Below are 14,168 nucleotides of genomic sequence, written 5' to 3'. Positions count from 1 at the left end.
GTTGTCATGAACCTCGTCTTCTTGAATTGGATTCTGTTCCTCCTTGTGACTGGATATGCGATTTACTTATTTAGCAAACTTGTAAGGTCGCGATTGGCTTATATTAAGCTTGGACAAAAAGCGGAATTCAAACGAACAGTACAAGAAAGGTGGCAAGCTGTTCTTACACAAGTTTTTGGTCAACAAAAGTTATTAAAAGATAAAAAAAGCGGAATCATTCACGTCATGCTTTTTTATGGATTTATTCTTGTACAGTTTAGTGCGATTGACGTGATTTGGAAAGGGCTTGCAATTGGTTCGCATCTTCCGTTAGGCCCTGTTTATCCATATTTCACTTTTTTCCAAGAGCTCGTCGTCGTTATGATTTTGTTTGCGGTTCTATGGGCGTTTTACCGACGTTATGTTGAAAAGCTCGTTCGTCTTAAACGAAATTTTAAGGCAGGGCTCGTCCTGATCTTTATTGCAGGTTTAATGATTTCAAAGTTATTTGCTAAAGGGATGGAGATGATCTGGCTAGGTAAGCAGGCGACAATCGCTGAACCGATCGCCTCATCAATAGCAACAGTGTTCACATGGTTAGGGCCTACCTCGGCAGCAGCAGGTTTTTTCTTATTTTGGTGGATACATCTCTTATTTTTACTCGTATTTCTTGTATATATTCCGCAATCAAAACATGCCCACTTAATTGCAGGCCCTGCGAATGTTTGGTTAGGGCCGACCCATGAAAAAGGTCAGCTGCAGTCGATTAATTTCGAAGATGAAGAGGCCGAGAAATTCGGCAAAAACATGATTGAGGATTTTGACCAAAAGCAGTTGCTAGATCTCTATGCATGTGTCGAGTGCGGGCGTTGCACGAATATGTGCCCTGCAACCGGGACTGGCAAGATGCTTTCTCCAATGGATTTAATCGTGAAGATGCGCGACCACTTGACGGAAAAAGGTGCTGCCATCACTTCACAACAGCCATGGATGCCAGCGTTTGCATTTAAAAATACGAACGGAAATCAAATCGCATCCGCAAAAGGCGAGGTTGCAGCAACGATTGACCCAAATGAAATCAATTTGATCGGTGATGTCATTACAGAAGAAGAACTTTGGGCATGCACGACATGTAGAAACTGCGAAGACCAGTGCCCAGTTGCAAACGAGCACGTTGATAAGATCATTGATATGCGCCGTTACCTTGTTCTTACTGAAGGAAAGATGGATCAAGACGTGCAGCGGACAATTACAAATATAGAACGTCAAGGTAATCCGTGGGGGATCAATCGTAAAGAGCGTGAAAAATGGCGTGAAGGGCGCGAAGATATTGATGCACCGACAGTCAAAGAGTTGAAAAAAGCAGGTGAAACCTTCGAATATTTGTTCTTTGTCGGTTCCATGGGATCATACGATAACAGAAGTCAAAAAATTGCCCAATCGTTTGCAAAGATGATGAATGAAGCAGGCGTGAAGTTTGCGATTCTCGGAAATAAGGAAAAAAATTCAGGAGATACACCGCGTCGAGTCGGCAATGAATTTTTGTTCCAAGAGCTTGCAACCGCAAATATAGAAGAGTTTCAAAAACATGATGTAAAAAAAATCGTCACCATCGACCCGCACGCGTACAACACATTAAAAAACGAATACCCTGAATTTGGTCTAGATGCCGAAGTGTACCATCATACAGAGCTTCTCTACGATTGGATGAAGGAAGGGAAACTCAAGCCAATAAATGAAGTGAACGAAACGATTACGTACCATGATTCTTGCTACTTAGGGCGTTACAATGATGTCTTCGATCCGCCAAGAGAAATCCTCCGCCTCATTCCAGGAGTCAAAGTCGTCGAGATGGAAAGAAATCGTGAAGATGGCCTTTGCTGTGGAGCTGGTGGCGGCATGATGTGGATGGAAGAAGAAACAGGAACACGCATTAATGAGGCGCGAACAGAACAAGCACTAGCTGTAAAACCTTCGACAATTAGTAGTGCATGTCCGTATTGCTTAACGATGCTAAACGACGGCACAAAGTCAAAAGAAGTGGAAGAAGAAGTGAACACGTCAGATATTGTTGAAATTTTAGAGCGTTCACTAGAAATAAAAAAGGATTTTGAAAACGCTTAAGGAATGAAACTGTAAAGGTTGAAGAGTTAGAAAACTAGGGTGTCTAGCAAGAACGTTAGGCATCCTAACTGTTGAAATTGATTTTCAAATCCTCTGATTGAACGCTCAATCGTACAGGTTTTGTTTTAAGTGAAAGGAGAGGGTTGGTTTGAAAACAGTGGTTGTCAGTGGCGCCAGAACCCCTTTTGCGAAGTTAGGTGGGAAGTTATCTTCATTTTCGGTTGCTGATTTAGGGGGGAAAGCGATCCGGGAAACGTTGAATCGGGGTGGCGTGAAAAGTGATGACATTAGTCACGTACTCATCGGCTCGGTATTACAAGGAGGTCAAGGGCAATTACCGTCACGGCAAGCGATGCATGAAGCAGGTATCCCTTGGCACGTTGAATCAGAGACGATAAACAAAGTATGTGCATCTGGCATGAGAAGTGTGACACTTGGTCACATGTTGCTGCAAGCAGATGAGGCTTCTGTTGTCGTGGCAGGTGGGATCGAATCGATGAGTCATGCGCCTTTTTTCGTGAAAGGGGCACGGTTTGGCTTTCGCATGGGAGAGCAGCCTTTTCACGATTTAATGGTTCATGATGGGTTAACCTGCTCATTTACAGGCGCTCACATGGGGAAATACGGAAATGACGTGGCACGTGAATATCGTCTTACAAGAGAACGTCAAGATGAGTGGGCGTACCGTAGTCACGAACGAGCTGTTCGTGCAATCGCTGAAGGGAATTTCGCAGAGGAGATCGCCCCTGTTGAAGTGCCGCAAAGAAAAGGAGATCCACTGGTCATTCGTGAAGACGAAGGCCCGCGCGCAGATACGAATATTGAGAAATTATCCACCTTAAAACCAGTGTTTGCCTCTGACGGTACGATTACGGCAGGAAACGCGCCGGCGGTCAATGACGGTGCAGCGGCCATGTTGCTGACAAGCGACGAACATGCGACAGCCAAGGGGTGGCAACCGTTAGCGGAAGTTGTCGCTCATAGTCAAGTAGCCGTTGAACCAGAAAACTTTCCGAAAACACCAGGGCTTGTTATCAACAAACTATTAAAACAAACGAACATGACTGCAGATGACGTTGACCTTTTTGAAATAAACGAAGCATTTTCAGCTGTCGTATTAGCTAGCAGTGACATTGCAGAGCTAAATGAGGAGAAAATAAATGTCAATGGCGGAGCCATCGCCTTAGGTCACCCAATCGGTGCAAGTGGTGCGCGAATCATTTTAACACTCATTTACGAGCTTCGCCGTCGTGGTGGAGGAATAGGTGTTGCCGCAATTTGTAGCGGTGGTGGTCAAGGAGATGCTGTAATGGTTCGTGTCTAAACGACATAAACGAAGGAGGAATAACATGGACATTCAACGCGTGATGGTCATTGGCGCAGGACAAATGGGATCAGGGATCGCGCAAGTTTGTGCAACGAATGGTTATCAAGTCATACTGCACGATATTAACGAACGGTATGTTCAAAAAGGTAGTGAAGCAATTAACAAACAATTAAAACGCCAAATCGATAAAGGGCGTATCGCTGCCGATGAAGTAGAGCGAATCAATGCGCGGATTGAAACAACGACAAAGCTGCAACGAGCAGAAGAAGCTGATATCGTGATTGAAGCTGTCGTCGAAAATATGGAAGTGAAAAAAACATTATTTCAGCAACTTGATGAATTTGCCCCTCCGGAAACAATATTAGCCACAAATACATCATCGTTACCCATCACAGAAATTGCTGCAGAAACGAAGCGACCGCATCAAGTGATAGGTATGCACTTTATGAACCCCGTCCCCGTCATGAAACTCGTAGAAATTATCCGTGGGCTTGCCACTTCAGAAGAAGTCTACGAAAAGGTCGAAGAAATGGCTAAGGCTCTCCAAAAAGTATTCGTTGACGTAAGTGACTTCCCAGGTTTTGTATCAAATCGAATTCTTATGCCGATGATTAACGAGGCGATTTTTACTGTTTATGAAGGTGTCGCTTCGCCTCAAGATGTCGATCAAGTCATGAATCTCGGTATGAACCATCCGATGGGCCCGCTGACGCTAGCGGATTTTATCGGTCTTGATACGTGTTTATATATTATGGAAACCCTTCACGAAGGTTTCGGTGATGATAAATACCGCCCGTGTCCGCTACTTAGAAAATATGTAAAAGCAGGTTGGCTTGGCCGAAAAACAGGTCGTGGATTTTATGTATATGAAAGGTGATTTGCATTGAGAAGGAGGTGTGCAAATGAACTTACAATCGACAAATGAGCAAGAAATGATGCGTCATATGGTTCGTACATTTGCACAAAACGAAGTTGCTCGAGAAGTACCCAATATGGAAGCAACAGATCAGTTCCCGCGTCACCTTATTAAAAAAATGGGGGAAATCGGATTAATGGGCGTTCCACTCCCTGAACGGTACAGTGGTTCAGGAATGGACTTTACTTCTTATATTTTAGCAATTCATGAAATGTCAAAAGTGAGTGCTGCAGTCGGTGTTATTTTGTCGGTCCATACATCTGTCGGTACAAAACCAATCTACACATTTGGCACAGAACAGCAGAAAAGACACTACGTACCAAAATTAGCTCGCGGAGAGTACCTCGGTGCATTTGCCTTAACAGAACCAGGTGCAGGAAGCGATGCTGCTGCATTAAAAACGACAGCTGTTAAAAAGGGAAATGAATATATTTTAAATGGTTCAAAGGTGTTTATTACAAACGGGGGAGAGGCGGATACGTACATTGTGTTTGCACGCACGGGTCAGCTAGGTTCAAAGTCAAATATTAGCGCTTTTATCGTTGAAAAGGATACCCCAGGATTCATGGTTGGGAAAAAAGAGAAGAAAATGGGCTTAAAAGGGTCGAATACGACTTCGCTTACATTTGAAGATGCGTCTGTCCCTGAGAGGCAACTTCTTGGCAATGAAGGGGATGGTTTAGCCATTGCGATGGCCAATTTAAATGCAGGTCGCATTGGCATTGCAGCCCAAGCTCTCGGTATAGCGGAAGCGGCGTTAGAAGAAGCGAAGTCGTATGTTCAGGAGCGAAAACAATTCGGTCAGCCCGCAAAACAGCAAGGGGTCGCTTTTAAACTTGCAGATATGGCGACCAACATAGAAGCAGCAAAACTTCTCACCTACCGTGCAGCAAACCTTTATGACAAAGGGTTGCCTTCGCGAAAACAAGCGTCGATGGCGAAGTTATTTGCCTCAAAAACAGCTATGAAAGTGACGACGGAAGCTGTGCAACTGTTTGGTGGATATGGCTATACAACCGATGTCCCAGTCGAGCGATTTTTCCGTGACGCTAAAGTTTGTGAGATCTACGAAGGAACGAGTGAAATCCAAAAGCACGTGATCGGTAAAGCGTTGCTTGCTAATTAGAAACGAAATGAGGGGGAGAGGGAATGGATTTTCTTCTATCGGATGAACAAGAAATGATTCGTAAGATGGTTCGAGAATTCGCGGAAAACGAAGTTGGTCCGACCGCAGCTGAACGTGATGAAGAAGAGCGTTTTGATCGCAATCTCTTTCGTATGATGGCGGAATTAGGTTTGACAGGGATCCCCTGGCCGGAAGAGTACGGAGGCATCGGTGCTGACTACGTCAGCTACGTCATTAGCGTCGAGGAACTATCGCGCGTCTGCGCTTCTACAGGCGTGACACTGTCTGCCCACATTTCCCTTGCCAGTTGGCCAATCTATATGTACGGAAATGAAGACCAAAAGCAAAAGTATTTGCGACCGCTCGCAGAAGGAACAAAGATGGGCGCATACGGTTTAACTGAACCAGGGTCCGGAAGTGATGCGGCAAACATGAAAACGACAGCGGTTCGTGATGGCGACGAGTACATTCTAGACGGATCGAAGGTTTTCATTACAAATGGTGGGGAAGCAGAAATCTATGTCGTTTTTGCGATGACAGAACCTGAGGAAGGACATAAAGGCTGCAGTGCATTTATCGTTGAAAAAGGTACGCCTGGTTTCTCATTTGGCAAAAAGGAAAGCAAGCTCGGTATTCGCTCTTCACCAACTGTAGAGATCATCTTTGATCAGTGCCGTGTTCCAAAGGAAAACTTGCTTGGAAAAGAAGGGGAAGGTTTTAAGATTGCGATGAAAACGCTCGATGGTGGAAGGAACGGCATCGCTGCCCAAGCGCTTGGTATTGCGCAAGGCGCATTAGATGCAGCAACTGACTATGCAAAAGAACGCGTGCAGTTCGGAAAGCCGATCGCTAAACAACAGGGGGTTAGTTTTAAGCTTGCAGATATGGCGACGAAAGTTGAGGCGTCAAGGTTACTCACATATCAAGCAGCGTGGAAAGAAAGCCAGCAACTACCATATGGTAAAGAATCAGCCATGTCGAAGCTTTTCGCAGGTGACTCGGCAATGGAAGTAACGACGGAGGCCGTGCAAGTCTTTGGTGGCTATGGTTATACGAAAGATTATCCTGTAGAACGTTACATGCGCGATGCAAAAATAACGCAAATCTATGAAGGGACAAATGAGATTCAAAGGCTTGTTATCTCAAAAATGCTGTTGAGTGAGTAGAACATATTCTTAATCGAGGAGAGGGGGCAGCTACATGCTTGAGCTAAGCCGGCGCATTCTAGCAGGAGACCAGCGAGCCCTCGCACGGGCGATTACATGGATTGAAGATGAACATGAGCAAAAAGACCAGTTGCTAGCTGAGCTGTTCCCTTATAGTGGTAAGAGCCATCTAGTGGGCATCACAGGGTCGCCAGGTGCAGGGAAAAGCTCTCTCGTAAGTGAACTGGTCAACGTTTCACGAAAAAAAGATGAGACCGTTGCTGTTCTTGCTGTTGACCCAACAAGTCCGTTTAGTGGAGGCGCTTTACTCGGAGACCGCGTACGAATGAACCGCCATGAAGGAGACACCAAAGTTTTCTTCCGCAGCATGGGGACACGTGGAAGCCTCGGCGGACTCTCGGAAGCTTGCCAAGATGTACTCATCGTCATGGAAGCCTACGGTTTTGATGTCATATTTGTAGAGACTGTCGGGGTCGGTCAAGCGGAACTAGATATCGTCAAAACAGCAGATACAGTGACGCTTGTTCTTTATCCATCAGGCGGAGACGTCATTCAAGCCTTTAAAGCTGGAATTATGGAAATTTCCGATGTTTTTGCGATTAATAAAGCAGATTTACCAGGTGTTTCACAATTGCAGAACGAACTCTCATACTTATTAGATTTGACGTATCACGATGCCGATTGGCGCCCTCCAACTCATGAGACGGTTGCAACGACAGGAGAGGGGATGGAAAAGCTTTATTCAGCAATTTTGCACCATCGTGAGTTTTTACATTCAAGTAGTGAACATACAGAGCGAAGGCTCAGCCAAGTTGAGACCATTGTGATTCGCCGCTTTCAATCAATGGTGATGAGCAAATTGGAAGAAATGGCGGACTACAAAAATCAACAGTTAACAAAAGTGCGTGACCGCCAATTAGCTCCTTCTCAAGCTGCGGAAAATTTGTTTCACGAGTGGTGTGAACGTATAGAACAACAAGCAGAGGAGTGAAAGAAGTGGATAAAAAGCAAATCCCTTCCCTAGTGAAAGATGATCAATTAATCAAACAGCGTCGAAGCGAAATGATTCAAGCCGCTGTGACATTATTTAAGGAAAATGGATTTCATAAAACGACGACACGAGCGCTTGCGAAGCAGTCTGGCTTCAGTATTGGCACGTTGTATGAATATATAGGTTCAAAGGAAGATATTTTATTTCTCGTTTGTGATGCTGTCTATGATGAAGTCATCGATAAATGGGAGCGATCGATAGATGAAAACTTAACAGGGTATGAACGTTTAAGACAAGTCATTGAATCGTATATCTATTTAATGGATGAACTGCAAGACGAAGTACTTGTCCTCTATCAAGAAAGCAAGTCGTTACCTGATGAAGCAAGAGCGTATGTATTAGAAAAAGAGTTAAAAATGAAACGTCGTCTTGAACAAGAGATCGAGCAATGCACACCAGGAAACATATATAGCGATAAAGAGCGTGAACTTTTGTGTCATAACATTCTCGTCACAGGACATATGTGGTCTTTCCGACGTTGGGCGCTAGCAAGTCAAATGACGATTGATGAGTACGTCAAACTGCAAGTAAAGCAATTGCTTGCTCGTTTTCACGATATTGAAAGTCCTTTCTAAACGTTTATTGAAAGGGGAGCAAATATGAAACCTTATCAACCTAAAAATGACATCCGTTTTGTGACGGCATCCAGTTTGTTTGATGGTCATGACGCGTCGATTAATATTATGCGTCGTGTTTTACAAGCGAGTGGTGCGGAAGTGGTTCATTTAGGACACAATCGTTCCGTTGAAGAAATCGTTTCTGCAGCCATTCAGGAAGATGTGCAAGGAATTGCGATTTCTTCTTACCAAGGCGGACACGTAGAATATTTTCAATATTTGTTCGATTTACTAAGGCAAAAAGGTGCCGAACACATTCGCATTTTTGGTGGCGGTGGCGGGGTGATTATTCCGCAAGAAATCAAACACCTGCATGACTACGGCATCGAAAAAATTTTCTCTCCAGAGGACGGACGCAAGCTCGGGTTACAAGGTATGATCAATGAAATGTTGAAGGCATGCGACTTTTCCGTCACAGATGTCGAGCCGCCTAAGGCAACGGATGTGACCTGTGAGGCCCCTACAAAAGTCGCTCGGTGGTTAACAACAGCAGAGCTGCACGCATATGGTCAAGTGCAAACGGGCGAACAAGTGGATCAGGTAAGAGACTGGGAAAATGAGCAAAAGTCGGACACAAAAGCACCGGTGATTGGAATTACAGGGACAGGCGGTGCGGGAAAAAGTTCTTTAACAGATGAACTTATCCGTCGTTATTTACATGTCTACCGAGACAAAACGGTCGCGATTTTATCGATCGACCCGACAAAACGAAAAACTGGTGGGGCGTTACTAGGTGACCGAATACGGATGAATGCGATTCATTCACCGCGTGTATTTATGCGCAGTTTCGCCACTCGCACATCACGCGAAGAAATATCACAAGGGATCGGTGATGCGATTACAATCGCGCGCAAAGCAGGCTACGATGCGATTATCGTTGAGACGAGTGGAATTGGGCAAGGTGATGCCGCAGTAACCGATGTAGCAGACGTCTCCCTTTACGTTATGACAAGTGAGTTTGGGGCGCCATCACAATTAGAAAAAATCGACATGATCGACTTTGCAGATTTGATTGCGATTAATAAATTTGACCGTAAAGGATCAGAAGATGCCCTTCGCGATGTCAGAAAACAAATGCAACGAAGTCAAGAAAAGTGGGATGTGTCCCCTGAAACGATGCCTGTTTTTCCGACGATGGCAAACCAATTTCACGATTCAGGAACGAACCGTTTGTTCTATGAACTGATGAATCAATTAGCTACCCGTTTTGGCCAACAGTGGGAAACAACATTTGGCGAAGGGGAATCGTTTGAAAAGCGGGAAGGTGCGATCCCAGCCGATCAGGTTCATTATTTGCGAACGACAGTAGAAACGATCCGACATTATCATGAAGAAACGAAACGAGAAGCGGAACGGGCAAGGAAGATATATCAATTAGATGGAGCAATGACCGCGTTGACTGAGAATGAACAAGGAAGTGCCACTGTACAAGACTTAGAAGGTTTAAAGCGTTCTTACGAAGATTCATTGAATGATGATACGAAAAGAGAACTTGCCGATTGGGCGTCTTTAAAAGAACGTTACCGCCAAGACTCCTTTTCTACGACGATTCGTGGAAAAGACATCACGACAGAATTAAAAACAAGGACGTTATCAGGGCTTGATATTCCCAAAATCGCTCTTCCTCATTATCACGATTGGGGAGATATCATCACGTGGCTCAGAAAGGAAAATGTACCAGGGGCGTTTCCGTTTACCGCAGGTGTCTTCCCGTTCAAACGTAAAGGTGAAGATCCAAAACGCCAATTTGCTGGTGAAGGCACACCTGCGCGTACGAACCGACGCTTTCATTACTTGTCAAAAGATGATCCAGCTAAGCGCTTAAGTACGGCATTTGATTCTGTCACATTATACGGTGAAGACCCTGACCACCGTCCTGATATCTACGGGAAAATCGGTGAGTCTGGTGTAAGCATTTGTACGCTTGAAGATATGAAACAGCTTTACGAAGGATTTGATTTGTGTGCGCCGACGACGTCCGTATCGATGACGATTAACGGTCCTGCACCAATTATTTTAGCGATGTTTTTTAATACAGCCATCGATCAACAAGTTGACAAATTTAAAGAAGAGCATGGGCGCTCACCGAATGAACAAGAATACGAGGACATTCGATCCTACACGTTACAAACCGTTCGTGGCACCGTGCAGGCGGATATTTTAAAAGAAGATCAAGGACAAAATACGTGCATTTTCTCGACTGAGTTTGCGCTCAGAATGATGGGGGATGTTCAAGCGTATTTTATTGATGAACACGTTCGCAATTATTATTCTGTCTCAATTTCTGGTTATCATATTGCAGAAGCGGGAGCGAATCCAATTAGCCAGCTTGCCTTCACGCTCGCTAACGGGTTTACGTACGTGGAATATTACTTAAGCCGTGGCATGGATATTGATGACTTTGCGCCTAACTTATCGTACTTTTTCAGCAACGGACTTGACCCAGAATACGCTGTCATTGGCCGTGTCGCTCGTCGTATTTGGGCGATTGCAATGAAAGAAAAGTATGGCGCCAATGAACGAAGTCAAAAGTTAAAATACCACATTCAAACGTCTGGTCGCTCTTTGCACGCGCAAGAAGTTGATTTCAATGATATTCGCACAACCTTACAAGCGTTGTTAGCGATCTATGACCATTGTAATTCCTTGCATACAAATGCCTATGACGAAGCGGTTACGACACCAACCGAAGAATCTGTACGCAGAGCGATGGCGATCCAAATGATTATTACGAAGGAATTTGGCTTAGCGAAAAATGAAAATCCACTCCAAGGTTCATTTGTTATTGAAGAATTAACCGATCTCGTTGAAGAAGCCGTCTTGATGGAATTAGAACGCATAAATGACCGCGGGGGCGTCCTCGGTGCTATGGAGACGCAATATCAACGAGGGAAAATTCAAGAAGAATCGATGTATTATGAATCCAAAAAGCATAGTGGGGAACTACCAATCATTGGCGTGAATACGTATTTGAATCCGAAAGAAATCGATGAAGAATCGTTTGATCTAGAATTGGCACGAGCAACAAAAGAGGAAAAAGAAGAACAGATTGAACGTTTAAAAGCATTTCAACAAGCCTATCAAAGTGAAGCTGAAGAAGCCCTCATACGTTTACAACAAGTGGCGACAAATGGCGGTAATTTATTTGGTGAATTGATGGATACTGTTCGCGTCGCAAGCCTAGGTCAAATCACGAGTGCCCTTTATGAAATTGGAGGAAAATACCGAAGAAATATTTAACCCTTCATAAAAACGTCGTCTCTTTTAAAGAAAGACGGCGTTTTTTCTAGTACAATAGTTATAAACAAATTCACGATGGTTAAAATCGAAGAAAGCAGGGAAATGATGAACAAAACATCGTCAAACGAAGGCGCTTTTACGCTGATTGAAGTACTTATTGCTATCGCGATTATTGGTACATTTGTAGGAGTCTTTGGCTTTGCGATGACAAATGGTGTACAGACCAGTGTCAATAATGAAGCACGTCTTGATGCGATGCTGACTGCGCAAGATTACTTAGAGGAGATTCGCGCAGCAAATAGCCAAGAACAATTTACAGCGTTATTACATGAAGACAGATTGTGTGACGATAACGTAACAGCGGTTGAAATAGAGAGCGCTAGCGGGGAAGCCGATTTGTATGAAATCGAAGTTAGGGTAAGCCCAGAAAGCAGTACAAATGTTGAAGCTCAGCTGAAGACACGTTTGTATGATGATGTTGATGTGATCGAGGAGGGCACCTATCAATGTACAGAAGAGTAAAAGGACAGACAGGCGTTGCATTACCGAGTGCCCTCCTCGTTATCACAGTATTGATGCTCGTATTTATGGCTCTTGCTGCCTATTTGGTCAATGAAGTACGCAGTCATCAAACGGTGTACGAACAGTTGCAAGCAAAGTATGACGCAGAAGCTCATATCGAAACAGCGTTTGCAGAAATTGAAAATGCGGAAAGTTTATCAGAGCAATCTGACCTATCAGCATTTTGTGATCAGCTTGAAAGCACAGTTTCCGTTGATGCGACATGTGATGAACAAGTAGAAGAAAATAGAGCGGAGGTCTTATTGAACACGACAGGTGTCAGTGTACATAACGATAGTCAAACATACAATCTCGAAGTGCAAATCGATGTTAAAGTAGATCCTTTTAAAGATGCTGATGAGACATTTGTTCGTTTAGAGGAATGGGAAGTCGTCCAATGGGGGGCAAGGGGGGAGTGAAGTGAAACGCTCGTTTAAAACTGATCAGTCCGGTGTCACTTTAGTAGAGTTACTTGCAGCCCTCAGTTTACTAACGATCGTGACTGCTTCCGCGTTTTTACTCTTGTCGACAGGACTGAATGTCGCTACTGAAACAGAGGAAACCTCTTCATCTCGCACACAGTATCGAATCGCAGCAAGTGAGATTACTGATGCTATTCAGTCAGGAATCGGCGAAGGTGTCGTTGCGCAAGAAGGTAACACTTTTACCATCGATCGTCCTGGAGACGCCCTCATTATCACATATGATGAAGCTGACCAAACGCTCACGACTAACACAGGTGTATATTTAACTGATGTTGAGGACTTTTCAATATTAGAAAGTGATAATCAATCGTACCTTGTTACTTTAAAACAAACCGATGTGAATGTTCAACAATTTACCGCAAAACCAAGGACTCGTCTTGTGACGCGAGAAATCGATGATGATCCGCCTGGAAATGGAGAAGAACCAGAAAAATGCACGCTTGCAGACATTGTTTCAAAGGAGAATTCAACGGTCCAAGGGCCATGCGCCTTCTTAAATGAAGAAAAATTAATGCCAAATAAAAATGCCACAATAGTTAAAGATGCAACATTTGAACAAGAATTAGAAATAATGCCAGGTGGAAATGTCACAATAGGCCAAGATGCAGTATTTGATCAATGCGTTAAGGTGCGAAATGGAAATTTGAAGGTTGATGAAGGAACTGCAATATTTAAAGGGGATTTGCAATTATGGCCTAATGCAAAAATTGTGGTACATGGTGAAGAACTTGAAGATGTAGACGCTATATTAGAACATGAAGATATAACCGTTCATGGTGAAGTAATTAATAGACCAGTTGGAGAAAATTAGAACAAAATTATATGGTAAAATAAACCTTTATGGACATATTATATAAATGAGAAATAGTAAGAGTATCGACCAAGGCTGGCACTCACAATTCATTTATGTTTTAATGAAAGTTGCAATGAAAGAAGACGCACAGTAACTCAATCATTCAACGAATTGAAGATATTATGATTACTTGGAAAGGAAGTGCTGTTCTTGAGTACAAATGCCCTTAACGAAGAAAAATTAAAAGAAATGTCAATGTTAGAAATCGCTCTCAAATTTTTAAACGAAGAAAATGCGCCACTTGAGTACAATGACTTACTAAAACGTGTTGTAGAAGTAAAAGGGTTTTCTGAACAAGAAGCATCGGAACGCATTGCTCAATTATATACGGAAATGACATTAGACGGTCGTTTTCTTAACCTTGGGGACACGCAGTGGGGACTTAGAAAATGGTATCCATTTGACCAAAGTGAAGAAGAATTATCACAAGCAAAACGCGCCTACAATAAGAAAAAAGATAAGAAAGCAAGTGCTGAACAAGAGGGCGATCTCTTGCTTGGTGATGTTGATGAGTTTGAAGATATTGAAGATGAGCTCGATGAATTAGCAAACGATGAAGACACAGATGTTGAGCCAACGAGAGAATCAGGATTGGAAGATTCCTTAGAAAAAGTAGATAAAGACGACGACCTCATTTAAAAAGGTCGTCCTTGACATTCAATTTGGAAAAGGCTAGAATCTATTTTGGGCTTTACCAAAACGTTCTTTTGCCACGTGTTAATC

12 protein-coding genes are annotated in these 14,168 nt (G+C 43.5%); all 12 read left to right on the top strand.

What is annotated here, in order from left to right; all coding sequences use genetic code 11:
- Positions 1 to 6: 6 nt before the first annotated feature.
- The 12 genes from HNQ41_RS11310 (at position 7) to rpoE (ending at position 14,084) form a co-directional block, all read left to right on the top strand.
- On the top strand, positions 7 to 2,103 hold the full coding sequence (locus tag HNQ41_RS11310) for a (Fe-S)-binding protein (RefSeq protein ID WP_184664553.1): 2,097 nt from the start codon (positions 7 to 9) through the stop codon (positions 2,101 to 2,103).
- A 148-nt stretch (positions 2,104 to 2,251) separates the two neighbouring features.
- Positions 2,252 to 3,427: an acetyl-CoA C-acetyltransferase gene (locus HNQ41_RS11305; RefSeq protein ID WP_184664552.1), complete on the top strand. Its 1,176-nt coding sequence runs from the start codon at positions 2,252 to 2,254 to the stop codon at positions 3,425 to 3,427.
- A gap of 25 nt (positions 3,428 to 3,452) precedes the next feature.
- Positions 3,453 to 4,307 carry a 3-hydroxybutyryl-CoA dehydrogenase gene (locus HNQ41_RS11300; RefSeq protein WP_184664551.1) on the top strand — a complete coding sequence of 285 codons (855 nt, stop codon included), beginning with the start codon at positions 3,453 to 3,455 and terminating at the stop codon, positions 4,305 to 4,307.
- Between the two features lie 25 nt (positions 4,308 to 4,332).
- The gene (locus HNQ41_RS11295; protein WP_184664550.1) at positions 4,333 to 5,472 is read left to right on the top strand and encodes an acyl-CoA dehydrogenase; all 1,140 of its coding nucleotides are present in this window, start codon (positions 4,333 to 4,335) and stop codon (positions 5,470 to 5,472) included.
- A gap of 23 nt (positions 5,473 to 5,495) precedes the next feature.
- Positions 5,496 to 6,638, top strand: coding sequence for an acyl-CoA dehydrogenase (locus HNQ41_RS11290; RefSeq protein ID WP_184664549.1), 1,143 nt, complete (start codon positions 5,496 to 5,498; stop codon positions 6,636 to 6,638).
- Positions 6,639 to 6,672: 34 nt separating this feature from the next.
- Positions 6,673 to 7,629 (top strand): methylmalonyl Co-A mutase-associated GTPase MeaB, encoded by a 957-nt coding sequence (meaB, locus tag HNQ41_RS11285; RefSeq protein WP_184664548.1) that lies wholly within the window; start codon positions 6,673 to 6,675, stop codon positions 7,627 to 7,629.
- 5 nt (positions 7,630 to 7,634) lie between these two features.
- A complete protein-coding gene (locus tag HNQ41_RS11280; protein ID WP_343043359.1) occupies positions 7,635 to 8,264 on the top strand; it encodes a TetR/AcrR family transcriptional regulator in 630 nt (209 codons plus the stop codon).
- Between the two features lie 24 nt (positions 8,265 to 8,288).
- Entirely contained in the window at positions 8,289 to 11,546 is a 3,258-nt protein-coding gene (gene icmF, locus HNQ41_RS11275) for a fused isobutyryl-CoA mutase/GTPase IcmF (RefSeq protein ID WP_184664547.1), read from the top strand.
- 105 nt (positions 11,547 to 11,651) lie between these two features.
- A complete protein-coding gene (locus HNQ41_RS11270) occupies positions 11,652 to 12,068 on the top strand; it encodes a type II secretion system protein (protein ID WP_184664546.1) in 417 nt (138 codons plus the stop codon).
- Positions 12,053 to 12,526, top strand: a complete 474-nt coding sequence (locus HNQ41_RS11265) for a hypothetical protein (RefSeq protein WP_184664545.1) — start codon at positions 12,053 to 12,055, stop codon at positions 12,524 to 12,526. The genes HNQ41_RS11270 and HNQ41_RS11265 overlap by 16 nt, the downstream gene beginning before the upstream one ends.
- A 1-nt stretch (position 12,527) precedes the next feature.
- On the top strand, positions 12,528 to 13,403 hold the full coding sequence (locus tag HNQ41_RS11260) for a PilW family protein (protein WP_184664544.1): 876 nt from the start codon (positions 12,528 to 12,530) through the stop codon (positions 13,401 to 13,403).
- 192 nt (positions 13,404 to 13,595) lie between these two features.
- Positions 13,596 to 14,084, top strand: a complete 489-nt coding sequence (rpoE, locus tag HNQ41_RS11255) for a DNA-directed RNA polymerase subunit delta (protein ID WP_246421642.1) — start codon at positions 13,596 to 13,598, stop codon at positions 14,082 to 14,084.
- The last annotated feature ends 84 nt before the right edge of the window (positions 14,085 to 14,168 follow it).

This window comes from Texcoconibacillus texcoconensis, assembly GCF_014202575.1.
In the GTDB taxonomy this organism is placed as follows: Bacteria; Bacillota; Bacilli; order Bacillales; family Salisediminibacteriaceae; genus Texcoconibacillus; species Texcoconibacillus texcoconensis.
Note: the sequence above shows the minus strand (reverse complement) of the source record. Positions and strands in the feature narration are given on the sequence as shown.